The sequence below is a fragment of the Chryseobacterium oryctis genome (assembly GCF_025971925.1).
Lineage (GTDB): Bacteria > Bacteroidota > Bacteroidia > Flavobacteriales > Weeksellaceae > Chryseobacterium > Chryseobacterium oryctis.
In genome coordinates, this window is sequence record NZ_JAPDHV010000002.1 from 94,611 (window position 1) to 120,312 (window position 25,702).

The 25,702-nt window shown below is 32.7% G+C and carries 21 protein-coding genes; 6 read left to right on the forward strand and 15 right to left on the reverse strand.

The features are described 5' to 3' along the window. Nucleotides 1-3 precede the first annotated feature (3 nt). From OH806_RS04165 to OH806_RS04175, 3 genes are all read right to left on the reverse strand, one after another. On the reverse strand, nucleotides 4-1,647 hold the full coding sequence (locus tag OH806_RS04165; protein WP_264742413.1) for a T9SS type A sorting domain-containing protein: 1,644 nt from the start codon (nucleotides 1,645-1,647) through the stop codon (nucleotides 4-6). A 283-nt stretch (nucleotides 1,648-1,930) separates the two neighbouring features. Beyond that, nucleotides 1,931-4,006 (reverse strand): DUF5689 domain-containing protein, encoded by a 2,076-nt coding sequence (locus OH806_RS04170; RefSeq protein ID WP_264742414.1) that lies wholly within the window; start codon nucleotides 4,004-4,006, stop codon nucleotides 1,931-1,933. A gap of 10 nt (nucleotides 4,007-4,016) precedes the next feature. Further along, the gene (locus OH806_RS04175) at nucleotides 4,017-6,761 is read right to left on the reverse strand and encodes a carboxypeptidase-like regulatory domain-containing protein (RefSeq protein WP_264742415.1); all 2,745 of its coding nucleotides are present in this window, start codon (nucleotides 6,759-6,761) and stop codon (nucleotides 4,017-4,019) included. 238 nt (nucleotides 6,762-6,999) lie between these two features. Between OH806_RS04175 and OH806_RS04180 the strand changes: the two genes are divergently transcribed. After that, nucleotides 7,000-8,199 carry an endonuclease/exonuclease/phosphatase family protein gene (locus OH806_RS04180; protein WP_264742416.1) on the forward strand — a complete coding sequence of 400 codons (1,200 nt, stop codon included), beginning with the start codon at nucleotides 7,000-7,002 and terminating at the stop codon, nucleotides 8,197-8,199. Nucleotides 8,200-8,253: 54 nt separating this feature from the next. Here the strand turns inward: OH806_RS04180 and OH806_RS04185 are convergent, their stop codons facing one another. Beyond that, nucleotides 8,254-8,850, reverse strand: coding sequence for a superoxide dismutase (locus tag OH806_RS04185; RefSeq protein ID WP_264742417.1), 597 nt, complete (start codon nucleotides 8,848-8,850; stop codon nucleotides 8,254-8,256). Between the two features lie 252 nt (nucleotides 8,851-9,102). Here OH806_RS04185 and OH806_RS04190 point away from each other — a divergent pair, with 252 nt between their 5' ends. Beyond that, nucleotides 9,103-9,852, forward strand: coding sequence for a 4-hydroxy-tetrahydrodipicolinate reductase (locus OH806_RS04190; RefSeq protein WP_264742418.1), 750 nt, complete (start codon nucleotides 9,103-9,105; stop codon nucleotides 9,850-9,852). A gap of 23 nt (nucleotides 9,853-9,875) precedes the next feature. On the opposite strand, the gene rho is transcribed toward OH806_RS04190, so the two are convergent. Continuing rightward, on the reverse strand, nucleotides 9,876-11,681 hold the full coding sequence (rho, locus tag OH806_RS04195) for a transcription termination factor Rho (RefSeq protein WP_264742419.1): 1,806 nt from the start codon (nucleotides 11,679-11,681) through the stop codon (nucleotides 9,876-9,878). Nucleotides 11,682-11,825: 144 nt separating this feature from the next. Here rho and OH806_RS04200 point away from each other — a divergent pair, with 144 nt between their 5' ends. The 4 genes from OH806_RS04200 (at nucleotide 11,826) to OH806_RS04215 (ending at nucleotide 15,600) form a co-directional block, all read left to right on the forward strand. Continuing rightward, nucleotides 11,826-12,215, forward strand: a complete 390-nt coding sequence (locus tag OH806_RS04200; RefSeq protein WP_264742420.1) for a DUF4293 domain-containing protein — start codon at nucleotides 11,826-11,828, stop codon at nucleotides 12,213-12,215. 132 nt (nucleotides 12,216-12,347) lie between these two features. Beyond that, on the forward strand, nucleotides 12,348-13,268 hold the full coding sequence (locus tag OH806_RS04205) for a M28 family peptidase (RefSeq protein ID WP_264742421.1): 921 nt from the start codon (nucleotides 12,348-12,350) through the stop codon (nucleotides 13,266-13,268). A gap of 123 nt (nucleotides 13,269-13,391) precedes the next feature. Beyond that, complete coding sequence (locus tag OH806_RS04210) at nucleotides 13,392-15,230, forward strand: ABC transporter ATP-binding protein (RefSeq protein ID WP_264742422.1); 1,839 nt, start codon at nucleotides 13,392-13,394, stop codon at nucleotides 15,228-15,230. A gap of 22 nt (nucleotides 15,231-15,252) precedes the next feature. Further along, nucleotides 15,253-15,600: a DUF1801 domain-containing protein gene (locus OH806_RS04215; protein ID WP_264742423.1), complete on the forward strand. Its 348-nt coding sequence runs from the start codon at nucleotides 15,253-15,255 to the stop codon at nucleotides 15,598-15,600. Between the two features lie 57 nt (nucleotides 15,601-15,657). On the opposite strand, the gene OH806_RS04220 is transcribed toward OH806_RS04215, so the two are convergent. The 10 genes from OH806_RS04220 to rsfS form a co-directional block, all read right to left on the reverse strand. Next, on the reverse strand, nucleotides 15,658-17,427 hold the full coding sequence (locus OH806_RS04220; protein WP_264742424.1) for a hypothetical protein: 1,770 nt from the start codon (nucleotides 17,425-17,427) through the stop codon (nucleotides 15,658-15,660). 236 nt (nucleotides 17,428-17,663) lie between these two features. After that, nucleotides 17,664-18,659 carry a helix-turn-helix transcriptional regulator gene (locus OH806_RS04225; RefSeq protein ID WP_264742425.1) on the reverse strand — a complete coding sequence of 332 codons (996 nt, stop codon included), beginning with the start codon at nucleotides 18,657-18,659 and terminating at the stop codon, nucleotides 17,664-17,666. Between the two features lie 579 nt (nucleotides 18,660-19,238). Further along, complete coding sequence (locus OH806_RS04230; RefSeq protein ID WP_264742426.1) at nucleotides 19,239-19,559, reverse strand: helix-turn-helix domain-containing protein; 321 nt, start codon at nucleotides 19,557-19,559, stop codon at nucleotides 19,239-19,241. 2 nt (nucleotides 19,560-19,561) lie between these two features. After that, nucleotides 19,562-19,975, reverse strand: a complete 414-nt coding sequence (locus OH806_RS04235) for a transposase (protein WP_264742427.1) — start codon at nucleotides 19,973-19,975, stop codon at nucleotides 19,562-19,564. Between the two features lie 330 nt (nucleotides 19,976-20,305). Then, entirely contained in the window at nucleotides 20,306-20,719 is a 414-nt protein-coding gene (locus OH806_RS04240; protein ID WP_264742428.1) for a transposase, read from the reverse strand. A 293-nt stretch (nucleotides 20,720-21,012) separates the two neighbouring features. Further along, nucleotides 21,013-21,669, reverse strand: coding sequence for a phosphatidylserine decarboxylase family protein (locus tag OH806_RS04245; protein ID WP_264742429.1), 657 nt, complete (start codon nucleotides 21,667-21,669; stop codon nucleotides 21,013-21,015). Between the two features lie 5 nt (nucleotides 21,670-21,674). Next, nucleotides 21,675-22,547, reverse strand: coding sequence for a phosphatidate cytidylyltransferase (locus tag OH806_RS04250; RefSeq protein ID WP_264742430.1), 873 nt, complete (start codon nucleotides 22,545-22,547; stop codon nucleotides 21,675-21,677). Nucleotides 22,548-22,570: 23 nt separating this feature from the next. Further along, complete coding sequence (locus OH806_RS04255; protein WP_264742431.1) at nucleotides 22,571-23,152, reverse strand: lactate utilization protein; 582 nt, start codon at nucleotides 23,150-23,152, stop codon at nucleotides 22,571-22,573. Nucleotides 23,153-23,288: 136 nt separating this feature from the next. Beyond that, nucleotides 23,289-25,307 carry an ATP-dependent zinc metalloprotease FtsH gene (gene ftsH / locus OH806_RS04260; protein WP_264742432.1) on the reverse strand — a complete coding sequence of 673 codons (2,019 nt, stop codon included), beginning with the start codon at nucleotides 25,305-25,307 and terminating at the stop codon, nucleotides 23,289-23,291. 15 nt (nucleotides 25,308-25,322) lie between these two features. Further along, nucleotides 25,323-25,691: a ribosome silencing factor gene (gene rsfS / locus OH806_RS04265; RefSeq protein WP_264742433.1), complete on the reverse strand. Its 369-nt coding sequence runs from the start codon at nucleotides 25,689-25,691 to the stop codon at nucleotides 25,323-25,325. Between the last annotated feature and the right edge of the window lie 11 nt (nucleotides 25,692-25,702).

Below are 25,702 nucleotides of genomic sequence, written 5' to 3' on the forward strand. Positions count from 1 at the left end.
GGTTTACTTTTTAATCAATTTAGCATTCGCAGTTTTATTTTCATTGGTTTTTATGGTCACTAGATAAGCTCCCTGAATCAGATTCTGAGTGTTTATCTTCGTTACCTTGTTCTTTGTTTTCAGACTTTGTAATTGCCTTCCGCTCATGTCAAACAAGTTGATTTCAGCTTCAAAACTCTGTCCTGAGCCTGTCGAAGGGTCAAACCCAATTTCCACATAAGCATAGTCTGATACAGGATTCGGATAAATCTTGATGTTTTGTTTTTCGATTAATTGGTCAATCTGTTTATCGCCTAGTTTTACAATCTTCCAGTTCTCTTTTCCGAGCTCTTCGGCGCTGGTTCCCGCCAAAATTATCGAACCGTCTCTGTTCAGTTTGATGTCCGAAAGCCTTTCTTCACGCTTTCTAGATTCACCTTTTACATGTTTTCGCCATTCTTCTTTTCCTTCAGAATTCAGATAAAGCATCCAAAATGTCTCATCATCCACCTCAATTCGTCCTTCTGCCTGGGTATATCCGCCCAACAAGATGCCTTTTGAAGACTTATCATCAGCCGAATGAATCACACTCATGCCCATCAAAACATCCCTGTTTTTGAAGTTGTAAGATTTTTGCCAAATTTCTTCCCCTTTTTCATTGATGGAAACCAGCCAGATATCTGTTCCTTCCTCCAGGCCCGAAGTTTTGTTCCCGGACCTTTCAGAACGGCTTTCTCCGCCCACTAAATATCCCGTTGAAGTCAACGAAAGAGTGCGTAAATGGTCGTCTCCCTTGCCTCCGAAATTCTTCTCCCACTCCAATTTTCCGTCTTTGTTGAGCTTAATCAACCAATAATCGCCTTCTCCGAAATTTTCTGTATTCTTTTGTACGGATGTAAAATGTCGGGTGTCGGATGTTTCTGTACTTGGTACATTATACTTTTTACTTTGTACAGCTGAGCTCCTTGAATATATCCCTACCAAAACACCTCCATCTTTTGTAGGAATCATTTTTTCTACTTCATCCAGACCTTTTCCGCCAAGTACAATTTGAGAGGCTATGCCTCCGTTTTTATCTAGTCTGATAACTAAAATATCTTTTGAACCGTAACCTTTGTATTGAGAATCTTGAGCAGAGACGAAGGATCCGGCTACAAAAAATCCTAAATCTGTCGTCTGAACCACAGCTTTAGCCTCTTCATCCGTGCTTGAACCGATGGTTTTCTGCCACATTTCATCCCCAAATTCATTGATTCTTACAAGCCAGATATCTGAACCACCTTTTGATTCCTCTTTTTTATCCAACCCTTTCCCTGAATAAGACGTTCCTGCCAATAGAAATCCGCCTTCCTGAGTGGCAACCGTTGCTGACAAAAAATCATGATTCTGACCTGAAAAATACTTTTCCCAGACTTCTTCTCCCTGTTGGTTCAACTTCACCAAATGAAAATCGTAGCCATTATTTTGCTGACTACTTCCTACTGCTTTTTGGCTGTTATTGGTTTGAATACTGCTTCCTGAAATCAAGTATTGCTGGTCGATTGTCGTGGTAACCTGACTCAGAAAATCCTGTGTCGAAGATTTAATGTCTTTCTGCCAGACCACTTCCTGAGCAGATATGCTCAGAATTGTGCACATCGTAAATGCACTCATGTAGAGTTTTCTCATCTATTTTGTGTTTAAAGATTAATAATAGTTTTTTGTTACAATAATTTCACAAATATAAGAGTTATTGACACTTATTAAAATTAAATTAATTAAATCTGATGTGAATTTTATCACATATCAGTATTTTGCTTTTCAATCCTTTACAAAAGTATATTCACAAAGCGACAAAAATTGTCGCTTTATTTTTAAGATGCAAATTTTTATCATTTCGTTGGAAATGTGAGAAAGAAAAAAGGTGAACTTTACAGTCCACCTTTAATTTAGTTTATTATTTCAAAGTCAATTATTGACCTTTTACTTTAAAATCATCAATCTCCCATGTAGAAGAAGCTGAAGTTGTAGAAGTATACTTAAAGGCTATTCTTACGTTTTTACCTAAGAAAGCCGCCAAATCTATATTTCCAGAATGTGCCCAATCACCAAATCCTGATGTATTAGTATCCAAGTTTGCCGGTAATTGTGTCCAAGTTGTTGTACCTGGCGTTCCTGTATAATTATCTGTTATTAAAACTTGTAAAGGATTACCTGCATAGCTCACGTCTGAAGTAAAGCTAACAATAGCTTTTGTTTTTCCTACCAAACTGATCTCATTTGAAATCAACCAGTCTTCATTATCTTTATTACCTCCAGAGTTACCATTCATTACAGCATAATAGTTTGAGCCATTTCCTTGGTTAGAAGTTCCCCAAACCTGGGCACCCACAACACTTACAGCCGTCCATTTTGTTAATCCTGAAGAGAAATCATCGCTGAAAATTGTTGTCAGAGGAGGCAAAACAGAACCATCACATCTCGGATTTTCTAAATTAGCATCCAATGCTTTAGTAATCCAAAGCTGATAAACTCCATTGAAATAAGTTAACACTGCATTTACATCTCCTTTTCCACGATCTACTTCAACAGCAGAGAAAGTTGCAAAATTACTTGTTCTAAGAATAATCTTGTTACCAGAACAATCTTCTAATGTACGATTTGTTGTAGCACCTGGTGCATATGGCTGATAAAGACTAGACTCTGTAAATTGCAAATCTTTAATTTTAATCCATCTACCAACATCATCAGTTGTAAGCTGAGAAATTGTTTTTACAGTTGGTACAACAGCTCTTGAAGGCTGGTTACTATCAAAGAATCTTTTGTAAACATCCGCTTCTTCTACTCCTCCAAATAATGTATTACCACCAGAAATATAAGTCGTTCCTAACTGAATCTCCCCACTTACTTTACTTACATAAAGATCTTTAAGTTTAATATAAATATCCTTTCCTAATCTAAAACGATTATCCTGATAAAGATTTGTTTTATTAATATTTACTCTAATACCTCCTGTAGCATCTTCAATATAAACGTATTTGTAAAGGTTCCCTGTTTCGTCATTAGCTACAATTTGACCTTTAACATAATAATCTCCTGTAATCTGATTCCAGTTACCTGAAGTATATAATTGCTTAACCTCAGCAATAGTTTTAGCTGTTAAACCTGTATTATTAAAATCACACGGATTTGAAGTAAGGCCGTCTAAACGAGGGAATTTATTCATTTCCAAGTCTGTAACTTTATTGATATACATTTGGTAAGTAGAATTATACTTGCTATAGATACCAACAAATTTACCATTTCCAGCAGGTAAAATCTGATTCGCGAAAGAAGCATAGCCACTATTTCTTACAACTCTTGCAGTATTAGTTGAAGCATCCCTTATTTGTCTATCAACTGTAAGTCCGTTTGGAGCATAATTCATACACAACGTTTTTACATCAAACTCAGCATCGTTTATCTGAATAAGGCATCCGATATATTGATCGTTAGCTGAAACCATTTGTGCTGAAGTCATTACTTTAGGAACAATTTTTGCCTTTTCTGGTGAACAATCCCTAAAAAGGTGTTTGCTTACTTCTTTTTCTGGTATTCTTGTTCCAGCATCAGTTTTCATACCCAATTGTACAACTCCTCCATAAGTAGAAAGAGAAAGATCTTTAAGTTCTATATAAATCTTCGAACCTTGAGGATATTTTGTATAAGTACTTACTGCATCTACGCTTACAGTTAAACCTTGTGTAGGATTTTCTGGAGCGTCCTGAATGTAAATTGTTTTATAAATATTCCCTGTTTCATCTGTTGAAGAAACATAACCTTCAATATATGCATTATCTGTAAATGCTGTACCTTGAGGTTTAAGTTTTAATTGAGCAATAGTCCACTTTACAAAATTATTTTCAGCTTTTGTATAATAGTCTTCTGTTCTACATTGGTAGTTTTCAAGACCCGGCTCGTCATATTTATCGTCATGTACACAACCTGTAATAAATAAAGATGTGATAATAACTAAAATATATGTAAAAATTGAATTATATTTTTTCATAATAGTTGTTTTAGAATCTTAAATAAACATTTGTAAAGAACGTTCTTCCTCTATCATACCAAAGTTTTGGGCCAAAGTAAGGTGTTCCTCTTTGAGCGTCTTCTAAAGCTTCTGCAAAGTTTACATTTCTTCCTTGCTCAAAGCCTCCTGTTACATAGTTCCTGTTATTCAAGATATTATTTACAGAAACACTGATACCCATTCTATATTTTCCGAATTGGAAAGATTTACCCGCATTGGCATTCAGCATAAACTGATCATCAAATTTTTTCTGCGCAGTAAGCTGTTGAATAAGTTCTGGTGTTGCTCCTTCATAAATATTACCTGTATCTGGATTAGTATACATATATGGAGTTTTATTCAATGCCGAAAAATCAAGATATTGATCCATCAAATAGTTTGCAGAAGCACCAACCCACCAATATTTAGGCGAATTATATTTTAACCCAAAAGAGAAAGCTTTTTGAGGTGTACCAGCTACTTTATAATCTTTTATTTTTGCTTTTCCAAGCCAGAATTCTTCACCTCTGAATCCGTTTAAGTCATCAAAAGTAGAAACGTTAGCATCGCTAGTATATTTATATTCTCCAATACTTGCTACCCCGATTGCATTTAAAGTAGGTGTAATTTTCAAATCGAAGCCTAATTCCGCACCAATATATCTCTTACTAACATCTGTCATCGCCTCATTAACTAATGTACTGAATGAAGACCCTGAACCATCATTTGCGTCTGCATAATATCTTGCAATATCTGTCGCATTGTCGATAGTCGTATAGTATCCAGACAATCTAAGCTTTAAAATTTGTCCTCTGAAAATATAGCTCAAATCATTAGAATTTATAACTTGATTTTTAACTCCCGGAGTAAAATAATCAGCCGCTCTTGGGTTAATGAAGATTTCACTTAATGTTGGTGCTAAACTGAAGAATGCTCCGTTGTATACGATAAAGTTTTTACCATTGATTTTATAAGTAATTTTACCTTTAATACCTGCATCTAAAGCATCATAGATTTCACTCTTACCTCTAGAATTATTGCTAAATCTCGCAATCCCATTTCTAAAATGACCATCTCTTTGAGATTCTGAATAAGATGAGAAAACAGAAGCTACAATATTCCATTTTGGAAAATCAATTTCCGTAGAAACATTCAATGAATATTGATTTCTTAAAAGTTCATAAGAATATTGAGTTCTATCTCCTTCTTTTGCTTTGTAATTAGGATCATCTAAGTTATACTGAACATCATTATTGAATGCATTAAGGTTATATGCAAAATTTGCCCCTAACAAATCCTTAACTCTTCTAAAGTTATCTGATTTTAGGTTCTGATAATTAAAGTTGATGTTTAATTTCCAGTTATCTTTTAATCTAGTATCAAAGTGAGATGCCCAGTTGAAAGTTTTATCTTTAACAACATCCTCCACGATTGTGTAAACAGCCCCTCTTTCATTCCCATACATGTCATATCTATTGATATAGTTGGCATTATAAAGAGAAGTCCAGTCGATTTGTGATTGAGCCTTAAACTCATCCACTGTTAAAAGACCGTAACTTGGTAATTTTCTGTAATATGTAGGGTTAGGATCTGCAGCATGGAACCAATCTAAACGGCTTCTTGCATCACTTCCGAATTGATATGAAAAAGTATTAATCCAGTTTGAGTTTTTACCAATTTTCAAATAATCAGTTAACATAAATACTGGTTCAAACACCTTTCTTATTCTTGAATTTCTTTTCTCACCATCTTGCCATCCCCAATATGAATTATAGTCTTTACCCATAATATCATATACCTCTTGAGTGTTTGGAGAGTTTGAAGCTCTATAGGTTGGAGAACCAAAAGCTGTCAAGTTAATTGAGTGTCTGTCACTAAACTTCTTCTCAATAGCAGCAAAATAAGCATACGCATCTTGGTAAACACCATCAATAATAGCTTTATCACCCCATCTTCTACTTGCAGAGAATGTAAATGCCCATCCTTTTTTACTCATACCCGTAGAGTGGGTTGCCATAGCTCTGTGAAGGTAGCTTCTATTAGTAAAAGAATATGCTAATGAAGTTTGTTTTCTATAGCTGGAAGCTCTGGTATTATAATAAACTACGCCTCCTAAATTTCCGAATGTATATTCTGAAGGAGTAATATTATCCACATTTTCGTAAGGATATCTTGTAACGTCATTCAAACCGCCCCAGTTGTTAAAATCAACTTTACCGTCATCATTTTTAGACATTGAAACCCCATTAAACATCACATCCTCAAATCTATTATCTACCCCTCTTGGTCTGAACCAATAAGCTCCTAATTCAAAAGCAGAAACATTTTGGAAAGCATCTCTTCCTGAACTTAAAAGTCCTACAGTAGGTTGCATTGATGAACCTCCATCTTCAGTATCATTTGCCGAATCATCAATAACAATAACTCCTGCATCTGATCCTAAACTGTAATTAAGTGTAATAACACCTAAATCTTTTCTCTTCTCATCAGCTGTAACGTCAAATTCTAAAACTTTAGATTCAAAATTTGGTTTTGTAACAGTAATAAGATAATGGCCAGGTTTTAAATCCACAAACTGGAAGTAACCAATTTTATCCGCGGTAACATCGTCGCCGGATTGTGCTAGATCTACTTCTGCTTTCTCCAAAGGCTTACCTTCCTGATCCTTAACGTACGCATGAACAGTCGTTTGCGCAAAATAATAAGAAGCAGGCAACAATGTAAACAAAGAGATTAGGGATAGTTTTTTAATCATAATAAACTTTTTTAACTCCTTCTTTATTTAAGGGGCAACAAATTTAATACTATTTTCATTAACTCAAACATTTTTAGCAATTTATTCTATTAATTTTTCTTAACGATTAATCATTATGCTAAAAATATTAATTATTTATCATCAATCACAAAATAATAAAGTGGCAAAGTATTTAATCTAAAGTATGATATAAATTTAGTAATTTTACCCCTCAATTTTTTGAATATACTAAGAGATTATGAAAAAATATTTAATCCTTTCGGCTATATTTTGCTTTGGATTTACATTTTCACAGCAAAAACAAGTAAAAAGAGCGACTGTAGCTTTTATGAATGTTGAAAATCTTTGGGACACTGTTCCTTCAGCAGATTATATTGACGGTACTTTACCTGTAAAAAATCCAGCTTTCCACAGAAGTGTGCCTTTAGATTCCTTACAATTTTTAGAAGTAACTGAAGATTATAAAGGAGAATGGAGTAATGATCTTCTTATAGGGAAAAAAGTAATAAGAAAACAAATTCTTGCAGATGATTTCACCGCAAACAGTCCTAAAAACTGGAATCAAAAAAATTATAATCATAAATTAGGTAACGTTTCAAAGCTTATCGCGGACTTAGGAAGACAATACACCAATGATAGTCCTGTAATATGTGGTTTACTTGAAGTTGAAAACAGACAAGTTGTTGAAGATCTTATTAAGCAACCAGCTTTAGCAAAAGGCAATTACGGAATTGTACACTTCAACTCTTATGATGCCCGTGGGATTGACATTGCACTTATCTATCAAAAAGGGAGATTCACCGTTACAGATTTTTACGAAAAAGAAGTTAAAATTTTCAATGACGAGGGTAAAAGATCTTATACGAGAGCTATTTTAGTAACAATAGGAATTTTAGACGGAGAAAAAATAGCAGTTTTCTTAAATCACTGGCCATCTAGAAGAGGTGGTGACGTAAAATCTGAACCATTAAGAATAACTGCTGCAAATGTTTTGAAAGCAGAAATGGATAAATTATCTGTAGAAATGCCCGGAATCAAAATGTTTGCAATGGGAGATTTCAACGATGATCCGGACAACAATAGTCTAAAGAAAGCTCTTGGGGCAGTAGGAGATCCAAAAGACTTATCAGACAAATCTCCATATTATAACTTAATGTATAAATTCCATAAAGCAGGAATAGCGTCTTTAGCATATAGAGATTCTCCAAACTTATTTGATCAGATTATAATATCTAAAAATCTATATAGTACAGAAAAATATACGCCTACATATTCACTTTTTAAAGCTGAAATTTTTGCCCCATCATATTTGATTACAAAAGAAGGGCAATACAAAGGATATCCTTTCCGTTCTTGGAACGGAGATACATACACAGGAGGGTACAGTGACCATTTCCCTGCTGTTTCTGTAATTCAGAAAGAATATGTAAAAAAGTAAAATAAAAAAGGTTCAGAAAATTCTGAACCTTTTTTATTTTATAATAGTTAAAAATTACTTGTTGAATAATTCCTCAACTTTATCCCAGTTTACCACATCAAAGAAAGCAGCAACATAGTCAGGTCTTCTGTTTTGGTAGTTTAAATAATAAGCATGTTCCCAAACATCAAGTCCTAAAACTGGAGTTCCTTTTACATCTGCAACAGGTATTAATGGATTGTCCTGATTTGGAGTTGAAGAAACAGAAACAGAACCATCAGTATTTTTTACCAACCAAGCCCATCCTGAACCAAATCTTGTTTTAGCAGCATCAGAAAAATCAGTTTTGAATTTTTCTAAACCTCCGTAAGCTTCAATAGCAGCTTTTACATTTCCTACTGGTTCTTTGCTTCCTCCTGGAGTTAAAATTTCCCAGAATAAAGTATGGTTAAAATGACCTCCACCATTATTTCTTACAGCTGGTTTATCAGTCCCTGTTTGGCAGATTTCTTCTATTGTTTTTCCTTCTAAATCAGTTCCTTTAATGGCATTATTTAAATTGTCCACATATGCTTGATGATGTTTAGTATGGTGAATTTCCATAGTTCTCGCATCTATAATTGGTTCTAATGCATCGTAAGCATATCCTAATTTTGGCAGTTCAAATGACATAATTCTTATTTTTAATGTTATTAGCCAAATTTAGCCATAATTTAATTTATCTTCAAAAAACAGGGATTACTTTAATAAATCTTTAACATTGATATAATTGATTTAGAATGAATTAAATTTTCAAATATATCTACCAAAAACTACTCAAAATGCACCTTTATTTTCAATTTCGTAACTTTAGCTGTAATAGGAAAGTTCTTTGAAGGAATATTTCTGCCAATAACTGAATATTCACCACAAAATATTTTTATTATGAAAATTGGACTTTTTGGATTTGGAAAAACGGGAAAAGCCGTAGCCTCGGTAATTCTTCAGAACAAAAAACATTCATTGCAATGGGTTTATAGAAAGACAAATAAATTAAATGACAGAAACGCCGCTGATTTTTTTGGAATTGAAAGCAACGACCCTAGTAACTTTTATTCTGAAAAAAAACTTGGTATCAAAGAATTACTAGAAAAACATCCTGTGGATGCTATTATTGACTTCTCATCCCAAGAAGGCATTTACACTTATGGAGAACCGGCTATAGAAAAAAATGTAAAAATTGTATCTGCAATTTCCCATTATTCTGAAAAAGAGATGAGCTTCATTAAAAAATTGGCTAAAAAAGCCATCGTATTTTGGTCTCCCAATATCACTTTAGGTATCAATTATCTATTATACGCTTCTACTTTTTTAAAAAAAATAGCACCTTCAGTAGACATCGAAATCATCGAAGAGCATTTTAAAGATAAAAAAGGAGTATCGGGAACAGCTATTCGGATTGCAGATGTATTGGAAGTACAGGATGAAAAAATCAATACAATCAGAGCGGGTGGAATTGTAGGAAAACATGAAGTAATTTTCGGTTTTCCATATCAAACAGTAAGACTCATTCACGAATCAATATCAAGAGAAGCTTTTGGCAACGGAGCTCTTTTTGCTGTAGAACATCTTATTAATAAAAAACCAGGCTTCTATAATTTTGAGGATTTATTACACCCTTATTTCAAAATATAAAAGCCTGATTTATTACAATTAAATTATTTATTCATAGACATCAGGAACTCTTCGTTATTTAGGGTTCCTTTTATGTTTTTACTTACAAATTCCATTGCTTCCACAGGATTCATTTCGGAAAGATATTTTCTTAAAATCCACATTCTCTGAGAAGTTACCTCATCAAGAAGTAAGTCGTCTCTACGAGTACTTGAAGCAACTAAATCTATTGCAGGGTAAATTCTTCTGTTAGCAATCTTTCTGTCTAATTGAAGTTCCATATTACCTGTTCCTTTGAATTCTTCAAAGATAACTTCATCCATTTTAGAACCCGTATCAATAAGTGCAGTTGCAATAATCGTTAAAGAACCTCCTCCTTCAATTTTTCTGGCAGCACCAAAAAATCTTTTTGGTTTATGTAGAGCATTAGCATCAACACCTCCCGAAAGTACTTTTCCAGAAGCTGGAGTTACCGTATTATAAGCTCTTGCCAATCTTGTAATAGAATCTAACAAAATTACCACATCATGACCACATTCAACCATTCTTTGAGCTTTTGCCAAAACAAGATTAGCCACTTTTACGTGCTTATCGGCAGCTTCATCAAATGTAGACGCAATAACTTCTGCATTTACACTTCTTTCCATATCGGTCACCTCTTCCGGACGTTCATCTATAAGAAGTACCATCATATAAACTTCAGGGTGATTTGCTGCGATAGAATTAGCAATATCTTTTAGCAACATTGTCTTACCCGTTTTTGGTTGTGCAACAATCATGGCTCTTTGCCCTTTTCCGATTGGAGCAAACAAATCAACAACTCTTGTAGACATCGTTGAACCTTTTCCTGCAAGATTGAATTTTTCTTCAGGGAAAAGCGGTGTAAGATATTCGAAAGCAACACGGTCTTTAATGAAAGCCAAATCACGTCCATTAACTTCAGTTGGTCTTAAAAGGGAAAAATATTTTTCTCCTTCTTTTGGTAATCTTACAATACCTTTTACAGTATCACCTGTTTTTAAACCAAAATTCCTGATTTGAGCCGTAGAAACATAAACATCATCGGGAGAAGAAATATAACTGAAATCTGACGAACGTAAAAATCCATAATTATCAGGTAAAATCTCTAAAACCCCTTCAATACTCACCATTCCATCAAAGTTGAACTCTTTTTTCTGTTCTTGTTGATCTTCCTGTTTGTCAGAATGTTGCTGTTGCTTATTCTGATTCTGGTTTTGATGCTGATTTCTATTCTGATTTCCGTTGTTGTGCGGATTATTGTGTTGCCCTTTTTGAGGTCTAGCCTGATGTTGAGAATTATTAGGCTTTTCTTCTGCTGAAGCAGATTCCTGAGGTTCTGTATTTTTGGGGGCGTCTGTTTTTTCTTGTGGAGCTTCTGTATTTCCTGTGGATGACGAAACTCTCTTTCTTTTTTTCTTTGCCGGATTATCTGTTGAAGCTTCTTTTATGACTTCGTTTGTTTTTGTTTCTTCCGGTTTTTCAAGCTTTATTTCCTCTGAAACAATCTCTTCTGTTTTTCCTTCAACTTCTTCTTTTGTTTCTACAGGAGCTTTTGTTGTCGGTTTAGGCTTCGCAGCTACCTTTTTAGGAGCCGCTTTCTTCGCAGGAACTTTTACTGGTTTTTCCTCTGCAACTTTCTCAGCTTCGGCTCCAACTTCTGTATCGTTGAAATAATCTTTGGCTACCTTTGGATTTGAAGCTTGAAAGTCAAGAATGGCGAAGATTTTGTCATTTTCATTGCTGTTTCTTGCAACTTTAACGCCTAAATCCTTTAAGATTTTAGTCAATTCCGTTACGGATTTTGACCTTAACGTTTCTATGTTAAACATATTTAATGTAAAAATGTAATTAATTGTGAGTAAGAAAAGTAAGTCCGGTGACTATTGTTTTCAAGTACATTGTATAATGCAAATCTACACTTATTTTTGAATTGTGCAAAATTTATGTTATTTTTGCACAGAATTAAATATTCAATGTTACAAAGAATACAGACTATATGGACTTTTTTAGCAGTTTTGGCTGCTGTTTTTCTTTTTATTACAGGGCAAGATGTTATCATTTCTGACAGTATTCCTGTACTAAATATAGGTTGTATAATCCTTGTTTTAGTTGGATTACTTAGTGTATTCAGCTTTAAAAACAGAAAAAGACAAATTTTGCTGAATAATATCAGCATCATTATAAACGCTTTGTTGATTGGTGTAGTGATTTACTGGTTACTAAAATTATCCGGAGGAATTCAAATTCCTGAGAAGGGTATTGAGCCAATTTTCCCATTAATTGCGATTATTTGTTTGTTTATTGCAAACATATATATTAAAAAAGATGAGAGGCTCGTAAAATCTGTAGACAGACTTCGATAACCTTACAACGATTTTTTGAGTGAGAACAGCTTCTTTTTTAGGAGCTGTTTTTTTATTTTAAATTAATTTTGAAAAATCAAATGCAACATTTTCATTTAAAACGCGACAGATTATTTATAAATTTTATTTAAAATGAAAAAAATAACTTTTCTTACTTTCTCACTTTTTTCAATCTTTGCTTTTGCACAGGACGTTTCCAAAGAGAGAGTTGAAATCGTACTTTCAACATTAGCATCAGACGAAATGAAAGGACGCGAAATAGGAACGTTGGAAAACGAAAATGCAGCCAACTATATCGCCAAACTATTCGAAGAAAACAATTTAGAATATTGTACAGGAAACTCTTATTTGGTTCCGTTTGATTACAAAGGGAAAACCGCCTACAATGTTTGCGGAATAAAAAAAGGAAAAACAGATAAATATTTAGGTTTCTCAGGACATTTCGACCACATCGGAACAAGTAAAAACCCTAAAGACAACATCTATAATGGAGCAGATGATGATGCAAGTGGAATTACAACTTTGGTAGGAATTTCCGATTATTTTAAGACTAAAGAGCCTGAATTTTCTATGGTATTTATGGCATTTAATGGTGAAGAAAAAGGAATGCTTGGCTCAAGAGCAATCTCAAAGGATAAAAATCTGGATAAAATATATGATAATCTGACTACACTTTTCAATTTTGAAATGGTAGCAACAGAATCTGCTTTTGGAAAAAATGCTTTATTCATGACAGGAGACGAGTTCTCTGACCTTGACGAGCTTTTCAATCAAAATGCTGAAAATAATTTAAAAATCTATCCTGACCCTTATGCAGATCAACAATTATTTTACAGATCAGACAACGTAAGTTTTGTGAAAAAGAAAATTATTGCGCATTCGTTTTCAACAGTTGACATGACAAAAGCAACACATTATCACAACGAGAGTGATGACATAAATGTAGTAGATTTTGATAACTTAACTACAATCATCAATAATTTCGGAAAAACTTTGGAAAAACTGACACCAAAAAACTTTACTCCAAAATATAATGATAAAGTAAGGTTTTAATCAGTTCTGAATTTGCAACTTATCAAAATACAGTAAAATAGAAGCTTATTCCTTAAAGTAAAACACCTTTAAAAACGTCTTATCATTTAAATTACGTAATTTTGCTTTTCAATTTTCTATTGGATGAATCAATATATAAAAATACTTAAGTTCGCAAAACCTCATCAAAAATACATTTTCGGAAGTTTATTTTTCAACATTATGTATTCTGTATTTCAGATTGCTTCTGTTGGAACTATTCTTCCTGTTTTAGGCATGTTGTTTGGAACTGTAAAAGCTGAAAAATATGAATCTGCACCTGTTTATTCTGGTGAAATATCAGATTTTTTTGATTACGCAAAAGAATATGCTAATTATTATGTTCAAACGATGGTTTCACAACATGGGGCACTTAATGTATTGGCTTGGCTTTGCATTATTACAGCTTTCATGTTTTTACTAAGAAATGTGTTTAGATATTTAGGTGCTTTTTTACTAATCAACTATCGTGTAGGAGTTACAAAAGACCTTCGTGGAACAATCTATAATAAAATACTCTCTCTTCCTGTTTCATTTTTTTCCGAAAGCAGAAAAGGTGATTTGATGTCAAGAATGTCGAATGACGTTGGTGACGTAGAAGGTAGTATTTTGGGAAGTTTGGTAGAATTAATTAATGCGCCATTTATGTTAATAAGTACTTTAGTTACATTATTCATGCTGAGTACAGAAATGACACTTTTCTCACTTTTGGTTTTGCCAGTAATGGGAACAATGATTGCACTAATCGGAAAAAGTCTAAAAAAAGATTCTCACGAAGCACAAAACGAGATGGGAAATATTTTTTCGATTGTTGATGAAACCTTAAAATCGACTAAAGTCATTAAGATATTTAGTGCAGAAAAAATAATGAATAACCGTTTTACGCAATCTATGCAAAAATGGATAAACAGTTCTATAAGACTGGGAAGAAAAAAGGAGTTAGCATCTCCTATGAGCGAATTTTTAGGTTCTGTAACATTCTTAATCATTGCCTGGTACGGAGGAAAGCAGATTATTGTAGAACAGAGCATTTCTCCTGGTGAATTTCTTGTTTTCCTAGGTATTTTTTTTCAAATTTTACCTCCTGTAAAGAGTTTATCTCAATCTATTTCGAATATTCAGAAAGGAGAAGCTTCTCTTGAAAGAGTATTAGAAATTCTTGATGCAGATGTGAAAATTGATGAAATTGAAAACCCTGTATCAATCTCCACTTTAAATCATTCAATTGAGTTTAATAATATTGGTTTTTATTATGATAAAGACCATACGATTCTCAAAAACTTTTCACTAAGCATTCCTAAAGGGAAAACGGTAGCACTTGTCGGGCAAAGTGGAAGTGGTAAAACCACAATTGCCAACCTTTTAGCAAGATTTTATGACGTTACAGAAGGGGAAATCTTAATTGACAAAACTAATATCAAACATTTAAAATTAAAAGAATATCGCCAACTTTTAGGAATGGTTACTCAAGAATCTGTATTATTCAATGATTCTGTTTATAATAACATTCTGATGGGTAAACCTGATGCTACAAAAGAAGAGGTGATTGCAGCAGCAAAAATCGCCAATGCAGATTCATTTATTTCTCAGCTTCCTGAAGGCTATGATTCTAATATTGGAGATGATGGAAATAAGCTGTCTGGAGGTCAGAAACAAAGAGTTTCTATTGCGAGAGCAGTTTTGAAAAACCCACCAATTATGATTTTGGATGAAGCAACTTCCGCTTTGGATACAGAATCTGAAAGATTTGTTCAGGATGCTTTGGAAAAAATGATGGAAAACAGAACATCTCTGGTTATTGCACATAGACTTTCTACCATTCAAAAAGCAGACTGGATTGTTGTAATGGAAAAAGGAGTTATTGTAGAGCAAGGAACACATCATGAGCTTATTGCGAAAAGAGGCATGTACCACAAACTTGTTGAACTTCAAAATTTTGACTAAAATATTTTAATTTATATTTTAAATGAATCCTATACAAGAGTATTTCTACAAAATTGAAGAACCTGACAGAAGTACTCTTCTTTTTCTGCGTAAAAAAATACTTGAATCCGACACTGAAAATATTACCGAAACTCTAAGCTTTGGGTTACCATTTTTTAAGTATAAAAAGAAAATGCTATGCTACTTCTACTACAGCAAAAAGCATCAAAAACATTACATAAGTTTTTATCACGGTGACAAACTTGATTATCCCGAACTTCTACAGGAAGGCAGAAAGAAGTTTAAAATCCTTTTAATTGATCTGGAACAGGATTTACCTGTTAAATATATTCTAAATCTGATTGAGGAGGTAAAAAGTTACATCAAATAAAAAACTCCGGAACGAAATTCTTCGTACCAGAGTTTACTTTAAAAACTTATGCTTTATTTATTGTGTATTTATTCCGTTAAATTCTGCCTCTTTTATTGCCCAAGCCAAAGCATTTGCAACAAATATAGAGTTGTTAATAGTCGTATTGGTAGAACCAAAATTTGGTCTCGGAATAGGACGGTTATTAGCATCTGTTAAGAAAGGATAACATGTTGCTCCTGCAGTAGTAGAATTATTATTGGAAACAAAACCACCATCTCCTATCCAAACCAGATTTAATGTAGCGTGTCTGAAACTAGTAATATTATTGGAACTTCCAAGTGTATTATTGTAAATACCATTAGAATAAACAATTATCTCATTTGATGGCAGATTATTTATTCGTAAAGTTTCAGAACAATCTTCTCCCCAGTATTTTCCTGCTAGATTTCCAAAAGGACCATTAATAATTGGGTCATTAGATAAACCTATACCAAATTGTTTAACAGTTCCTGCACCACCCGCACCAGCTTGAGTAGCTGTGATTCCAGGGTCATTAAATACAGTTCTAAATAAAGGTTGCATTTCTGTTGCAAATTCATTAAAAGTAATTACAATACCTTTATTAGCTAAATAATCCGCAATAACTTGTGCTTCATTTGAACCAGCTCCTATATATCCGCCATGCCCTGTAATAACAATATCCACAGGATTAGCACCTGTTAAATAGGTTGATAGATAGGCCGCAGTTGGATCATCGGGTCCATTTATTATTTCCCATCCTTCAAATTTTACAGTACTGTTTGCATTAGTACCAAAATTATTACTAGATGTTATCATTGAATTTAAATAAGTCCCATTAGTTCCAGCGTTATAAATTCCTACACCCAAAGTTAAAATTCTTTTTTTAGGTATAACAACAATAACATTAACTGTACATGTTGTAGATGTTCCTCCTTTACTGTCCGAAGTTATTGTAAGGGTTTTTACTGACGTAGAAGACGGAGTTCCCATACCCGATAATGTTATGTTTTGATTTCCTGTAGATGTAAAGGTACCAGAACCGCTGAAGGAAATCCCGTCTACAGTATTGGTAGTAACCGTATAGCTTCCCAATGCTGAAACATTAACAGGTAGAGTAATAGTATTAGAAGCTGTAAGGGCAGTTCCCACTTTATATACGCCATTTACTGTAGCACTACCACAGCTCATGGTATAAGTTGCTGCAGGGCTTAACACATCTACCGTTACCGCAGGAGTACAGGTAACGTCTACGCCATTTGCAGAAAGCTGTACATTATCTATTTGTATGGCAGAAGGAACACCCTGCCCCGGAACCTGTACGGTTTGTATTCCTGTATTCATAAAAACACCTGTTCCGTAAAAATTATATCCATTAGTAGTTGTACCAGTAATAGTATAATTTCCAATTTTTGTCACATTTACAGAAACACTCAAATAGTTAGAAGCGGTTAACTCTTTTCCCTGAATGTATGTCCCCATTGCTTTTGTATTTGCACAGTCAACAGTAAAAACTGATTTTCCTATTTGACCACAAACACTTTTCCACTCATTGTCTGCTAAGCTCCAATAATTATAACAGTCTTCTGTAGTATTAAAAATAGTAAGACCATCGTCAGTTGCCGGATTTATTACAATAGCATCTCTTTGAGCTTCTGTAAGTCGAGGAATAAGAATTCCTTTGTCGTTATTATTTGAAACAACATCTAATACACTGTTTGCATTGGGAGTGGAAGTGTTAATCCCAACTGCACCATTATTTTGCGAAAAAAATTTCCCACAAAAAAGAAACAGAAACAAAAACAAAAACAAAGTTTGATTTTGCATTTTTGAAAATTTTGCCATCATTTATATAGTTATTTACATTAATATCTTTAATAACATTAATGTCCTCTTTTAATAACATTAATGCCCTTTTCTACTAATATTTATGTCCTCATTATTAATCAGAATTTACATTCAAATTCTTAATAGAGTGCACAAAACTATTTACAAAACATTAAAAATCACCAATATGCGCCTACGCAACTATACTCACGCGTAGTAAAACTTGTATATTAAGCCTAGATATTAAGTATAAAATTATTTATATTGACATCAGAAGGTATTCCCAATTTCTTTCTAATCCTATATTTCCTGCTCTCTATTGCCCGAACACTACTGTTTGTACACGAAGCTATTTTTTTTGTATCAAAATTCAACCTTATCAATGCACATATATATATTTCCGAACTGATAAGATTGGAATTTATCTTTAAAAGATCCGGTAAAAAATTAGGAAAATATGTTTGAAACCTTTCTAAAAAAAGAGAAGAGTTAGTCTCTGCCAAGTCTAAAATATCTTTAATATTTTCTTCTGTTAAATTATTAGTAATAATCTGTTTCTTCATCAACTCATTATTTGTCTTCAATAGATCTTCAATAGTTGAAGTTTTAGTTTCTGTTTCTTTCATTAATCCGAAAATAAGTTCATCTTTCCGATGTACGAAATACATATTTAAGATAGATATCACAATATTGAACATTATGTTTAGGAATTGTATTACCTTGAATTCCTCCTGTTTAATATATTTGCTTCTTGGCAAAAACTCCATCTCAAAAAAAACACCTCCTATAAAGCTTAGAGCTACCACCAAAACAATAAAAAGTATAGCATAATAATCTTGCTTGTAATTGAAGAAAAATGGTAAGGCAAATAATATTGAAAAATAAAAATATTCTACTCCACCTTGTTTCCAGGTATATATGTAAAAAAAACTCACTAAAAATATTAAGACTAAAAAAACCGATATAATAGATGGCTTCAAAATATGAAGGAATCTACTCGTCTTTCCTTTAATACTTATCAGTAAAAGCCACATAAGGGCAACACCAACTAAAATCGTAGAGGTAAAATTATCCCCAAAATAAAATATAATGAAAAGAGAATAAAATGAAAAAAGTAGAAATAAGAATACTAAATAACGATTAATAAGATCCAAATAGTTTTGGTCATAATTATTAACCATCTTTTTGTTATCATTACTAATAGTTATTTTTTTGAATATTTTATTTTTCATGTCTAAACTTTAAAGTACTGTTGAGAAACAAATAGTAAAAATCCTCTACATATATCATTAAAATTAATCTATTCACAACAATTATAATAAAAACATTGAATATTATCAACCTTAAAAACAATAAAATCTAAAAATATTCCAAACTCCACAATAGTATACAAAATATATTATAAAATAAAACACAAATTAACTTTATTAACGATCAATCATCCTTCATAATCAACAACCCTTAAACAAATGAAATGCCACAAACATGTAATACAAAGCAATCAATAATAATTTATAAATATCAAATTCAAAAAGACAATTCCACAACCACTTCAAATCAGATAATTACAAAAACTATTATCTATAATTTTTCACATGCAAACCTGTGCACAATTGGTTTGTCAGACTCGAAAAACAGAGAAACAATCCCTCTTCTATTCTATGAACTCAATATAAAATTCACAAATACTATTTGTTTAGATGTAAAAACTTCACTTCTAGAAAATAGAGAGAGGGAGAAAGGGAACAGAAAAGGCACTCTCAAAAAGAGCAAAATATCTAATAAGAAGAACAAATTATAAAGATTATCACCTAAACTTTATAAAAAATTTTCCATTTTGCGATTGTATTACGGCTGATTTTATAATGATTAGCCACTCCTATGTTGGTAAGCTTATTTTTCTTCTGATATTCTAAGATTTCCAAAATTGAACTTTCATCATAAGAACGTAATCTTTGGCTTTTAAATTCCATTGCAGATTTGGCTTCACCAAAAATCATCTTATTAAGCTTTAGAATATCCATTGCAGATTCTAAAGAATTAAGTTTCTTTTTTATAGTTTTATCCCTTAGTTTTTCCGGAAATTTCTCTTCCAAAATATCCAAATAGATTTGTTTATAATCTGGTCCCATTTTTACTCTTTTTTTATCCAATTGAACAATGTTGGTTTTGGAATTCTATACTTTAAAATAGCTTCTTTTGTGGTTATTTGTTTTGTTTTGATTTCTTTTATTATGTGGTCTTTAACTTCTTTTGTATATACATTCTTTCTGAACTCCAATTTACTTACCTTAGGTTTTTGTGCCATTCCTACCTTTGCAGGTGGAGAATAAAGTATTAAATGCCCAGAGTAAATCCTAAAAAAATCAAATTCCAAAAGTTTAGACCATCTCAATAAAACATTTGTATCAATATCTTCCTCTTTGTACATTTTCTCTACCTCATATTCATCACAATTTAAAAACTTTACTATTCTGCTCATCGGAATCTGAAGCTCCTCCACCTTAGATTGAATCAGATTACCTATATGAATATTTTTAAGATTCATTATACATTAAGTTTTAAATATGCTGATATTTACTGTATACTAGAATCAATTATCATTCTTCAGAATTCGTAAGGCATGGAAACAATTTAATTTAAATAATCTCCATATCTAAACTACTATATCCTAAAAAATACTTTGATTTATTTTAGAGCACAAAACTACTTGCTAAACCCCATAATCATTAAAAACAAAACCACACAACACTACTCGCGCGTAGTAAAACTCACTATATTTGATTTATTGGACTAAAAAACTAAACATTAGAAAAGAATCTGTTAAAGTTTTTATTTCTATGCTCTATGAATTAATATTCAGAAAACATCCTGATTTTTACTCTTTTTTAAGCCATTTAAATAATGTAGTCTTAGGAATTCTATACTTCGAAATAACTTCACTTGCCGTCATTTGGTTTGTCTTAATTTTTTCAATTATGAAGTTTTTAACTTCCTGCGTGTATACATTTTTTCTAAACATTAATGTATCTTCTTTATGCTTCACCACTCGACCTACCTTTGCAGGAGGAGAATAAAGAATAAGGTGCCCAGAATAAATTCTAAAAAAATCGAATTCTAAAAGTTTACACCATCTCAAAAGAATACTTGCATCAATACTTTCTTCTAGATACATTTTCTCTACACTTTCTTCATCACAATCTAAAAATTTTGTTATTCTACTAGTTGGAATCTCTAGCTCTTCAACTTTAGATTGAATGAGACTACCAATATGAATATTTTTAAGATTCATTATACATTAAGTTTTATAAGTCAAGGATATTTATTATTCACGAAATAACACTATATATCACTTATACCATAATGTATAACTATCAAAAATCGGAATTTTAACAGTCTAAATGCCTAAACGTGCAGATACACAGCACTAAAAAATTATTAGTTCATTCTGTTTTGAAATATTAGAAAGACTAATTTTAGTATTAATTAGAACATTTTCCGTAAAATTATATCTCCTAAAAAAGAAAAAAAGAGGAGAATCTATAAAGATTTTCCTCTTTTTTATATTCTTGTTGATTAGAAATTTTAACTTTCTTTCAATTTAGCAATAACGTCTAAACCTCCTTTTGTAATGTCTCCTATTTTACAAATAATTTCCGTATCCAGAGGTAAAAAAACATCCATTCTTGAACCAAATTTAATAAATCCGAATTCGTGTCCTGCTTTTGCATTATCTCCTTCATTACAATAGAAAACGATCCTTCTTGCAACATATCCCGCAATCTGTCTGAATACCACTTTATGATGTGTTAAGCTCTCCACAGCAACAGTTGTTCTTTCATTCTCTGTAGAAGATTTCTCATGCCATGCTACAAGATACTTCCCGGGATGATATTTTTTGTAAATCACTTTTCCCGAAACAGGATATCTACAAATATGAACATTCAAAGGAGACATAAAAATTGAAACCTGAATAGCTTTTCCGTTAAGAAACTCGTTCTCTTCAACCTCTTTTATCATTACTACCTTTCCGTCAACCGGAGCAATAACATTTTCTCTATGCTCAAGAATTTCTCTATTTGGAACCCTAAAGAACCAAAATACCAGACTATAAACTACCAATAATGGCATAATGACAAGTAACGACCACATTTCAAGAAAATAAATAGCTAATGTGCTAAGAATTATGAAAAGTATAGTTGCTACTATAATCGTTCCTTTCGATTCTTTATGAAGTTTCATAAGATTTAAATAAATTTTTCTAAAATAAAGTACAAATATACAACAGGTGCGCAGATTATGAAACTATCAAGCCTGTCCAATACACCTCCATGTCCCGGAATAATATTTCCGCTATCTTTCACAGCAAAATTCCTTTTCAGTTGACTTTCTACCAAATCTCCTAATGGAGCAAATGCAGCAACTAAAAAACCTACAACCATCCAATTTCCACGAAGATCATGATGATACTTTTCAATAAAATAAGATAAAACAAGCGTTAAAACTACTCCTCCAATATATCCTTCCCATGTTTTTTTAGGTGAAATTTTTGGAGCCATCTTATGTTTTCCAAAAAACTTTCCAACCAAATAAGCAAAAGTATCACTACTCCAAATTAATATGAATAGAAAAAGAACTTCCAAAGAAAATGTATTCTCAAAAGTTGAATATTTTGGTATACCTAAAGCAAAACTAAACGGTAAAGCGACGTAGATAACTGTGAAAATCAGTTTTCCACTATCGTAATATAGTTCATTTGGATATTTAAATAGTGTAACAACTGCAATTAATATTAAAACAAGTGCTAATATTTCGCTCAACCTAAAATTGAAATAGAAATCGTGATAAAAATATCTTTTTGAAAATAAATAAAAGATAAAACCTATAAGTGGAAAAACCACCCATTTTTCATACCCTTTCCCAAATTTCATAATCTTTACACATTCCCAAGAGCCTACAGTCAGTAAAAGTGTAATCAACCCATAATATAAATATTGTTGTTTAATAAGATCCTGAGAGATACTATTAAGCAACTGGGCACCAAGTGGGGTTGTACAAAGTACGATAACTGCAACATATACTAGCCCGGAAATGGTTCTTTGAATAAGGTTTTTGTCCAAAATTTAAAGTTTATAAGTTGATGCTAATCTTCAAGCAACAATAAAAAAAGTTTTGTATTGGTATTAGAAGACGTATCTAGCTTTGACTGACTTCCACTAATAGATGTAAGATTCTTTATATTACCATTTCTCTTGATTTTACCCATTGCATCATTAAGATTGTTCACAATTTGCGAAACATTAGCGATGATGATAATTTTATCTGGCAATCTAGAAGAGTGATAATGCAAAATATTATTATGAGAAAGCATAATCCGACCATCATATGCAATCAAATATTCACAAGTAATAAATGCTGCATCATTTGATGATTGCAATTCTGTAGTATAAGGTGATTTCACAACATTCAAAAAATTTTGAAGTTCCTTATCCCAACAAAACAGGTTGTTTATACCTTCTATTTTAATAATCTGATGTAAAGTTTGTAGAGCTTCCGCCTCATCTGCACAATAATTAAAAAAACCTCCTGAATGCGTAAATAATTGCGCAAACTTATAATCGAGATCAGCATTTTTCAGCGAATCCCCTAGTTTTTCCAGGCTCTGTGTTTCCTCTTCTTCAGGCTGGTTCGTTAGCTTGCTTACAATCCTCTTGAATAAATTCAACTTAATTTATTTTTAGTCAACTTTATACAAAAATAAAAAATTAATTACAATGATTCTAAAATATCTCGCTAAATATGAAAAAACCTGACAATTTTGTCATTGTCAGGTTTTATATATCTAATTTTTACGTTATTTTTTAAAGTTGAGTCGGACTTTCAGGAGCCTGAATTTCGCTTTCCTCTTCTTTTTCTTTAATAACTGTTACTTCCTCTGATTCTTCTTTTGTTTCAGGGATTGTGTTTGTTACTGGTTTCTCTGTCAATTCCGGATCCCAAGCTCTTTTACCGAATACATCTTCCAAATCTTCTCGGAAAATAACTTCTTTTTCTAATAATTTGTTTGCCAAAGCATCCAACTTATCTTTATTTTCAGTAAGAATTCTTATTGCTCTATCATACTGATTTTCAATAATTGATTTTATTTCAGCATCAACTTTAGTTGCAGTTTCTTCAGAATATGGTTTTCCAAAACTGTATTCTGATTGACCAGAACTGTCATAATAAGAAATATTCCCAATATTTTCACTCAAACCATAGATTGTAACCATTGCCTGAGCTCTTTTCGTTACACTTTCAAGGTCAGAAAGCGCACCTGTTGAAATATTATTAAAGATAACCTGCTCAGCTGCTCTACCTCCTAAAGTCGCACACATTTCGTCCAACATTTGCTCGGTAGTTGTTAATTGTCTTTCCTCTGGAAGATACCAAGCCGCACCTAAAGAACGTCCTCTCGGAACAATGGTAACTTTCAACAGTGGTGAAGCATGTTCTACCAACCATGAAATTGTAGCATGACCCGCTTCATGATAAGCAACTCTTTTCTTTTCAGAAGGTTTAATTGCTTTATTTTTCTTTTCAAGACCTCCGATAATTCTATCAACAGCATCAAGGAAGTCTTGTTTTGTTACAGATTCATGATTGTTTCTTGCTGCAATAAGAGCCGCTTCATTACAAACATTCGCTATATCTGCTCCACTGAATCCCGGAGTTTGTTTTGCTAAAAACTCTCTGTCTACAGTGCCATCTAATTTGATTTTCTTTAAATGTACATCAAAAATCTGTCTTCTTTCATGTAGTTCCGGAAGATCTACATAGATTGAACGGTCAAAACGTCCTGCTCTCATCAAAGCCTTATCTAAGATATCAGCTCTGTTGGTTGCCGCCATAACGATAACATTCGTATCTGTTCCGAAACCATCCATTTCTGTAAGAAGCTGGTTCAATGTATTTTCCCTTTCGTCATTTCCTCCTGAGAAATTGTTTTTACCTCTCGCTCGTCCAATAGCATCAATCTCGTCAATGAAGATAATTGCAGGAGATTTAGCTTTTGCCTGAGCAAATAAATCTCTAACTCTAGACGCACCTACTCCAACGAACATTTCTACGAAATCAGAACCTGAAAGAGAGAAGAATGGTACTTTAGCCTCACCTGCAACGGCTTTTGCCAATAATGTTTTACCTGTTCCCGGAGGACCGACTAAAAGTACACCTTTAGGAATTTTACCTCCCAATTTTGTATATTTTTCAGAGTTTTTCAAGAAATCTACAACTTCCTGAACCTCTTCTTTAGCTCCTTCTAAGCCGGCAACATCTTTAAAAGTTACCTGAATTTTCTCTTTTTCATCAAAAAGTTTTGCTTTAGATTTTCCTATGGAGAAAATTTGTCCACCAGGACCACCTCCGCTTCCCATTTTTCTAAATAATAAGAAGTAGAATAATCCTAAAATAGCAACCCAAATTAAAGCAGTAATTAAAATCTCCGTTAATGGGTTTTTACCAACACCATAATCTTTGGTAGTTTTAATATTAGGACTAGTCGCCTTTACCTGATCAAATTTTTGAAGGAAAAGCTGTAGACTACCATATTTAACGGTGTAATCTGCTTTTGGAGTCATTTCAAATGCTGAAAACGGATCATTTTCTTTGGTTTTTTTATTAACCATTGCCGTTTTAGCCTCTTTTGTTAAGAAAACATCAGCTTTTTCAGTGTCTTTATATATTAAAATATTCTGAATTTTCCCAGCTTGCATGATTTGGAAGAACTCATCCTCATCAATAGATTTTGCATTATTGTCTCCGAAAAAATTCGGAATAAAGAATAACAAAAGAGCTACAATAGCAATCGGAAAAAACCAGTTAAATCCTTTATTGTTCATTTATACTTTTTAAAATTAAAATTCATTTTCGATTTTGGTAATGACAGCGTCACCCCAAAGTTCTTCTATGTCATAGTACTCACGCACCTGTTTTTGGAAAATATGAACTACCACCGAAACATAATCAACTAAAACCCACATTGCATTTTCAGTCCCTTCCACATGCCATGGTCTTTCTTTTAATTCGTTTCTCACCTTCTTCTCAATACTTCCTGCCAAAGCCGAAACTTGTGTATTTGAGTTTCCACTACATATTACAAATGTCTCTGCTACAGAGTTTTCAATGTTTGAAAGATCAAAGATCATAATATCTTCTCCCTTTACATCCTGGATAGCTTCAACGATTTTATCTAATAATTCTTGTTTTTCTGCTGTTTTATTCATTAAAAAATACT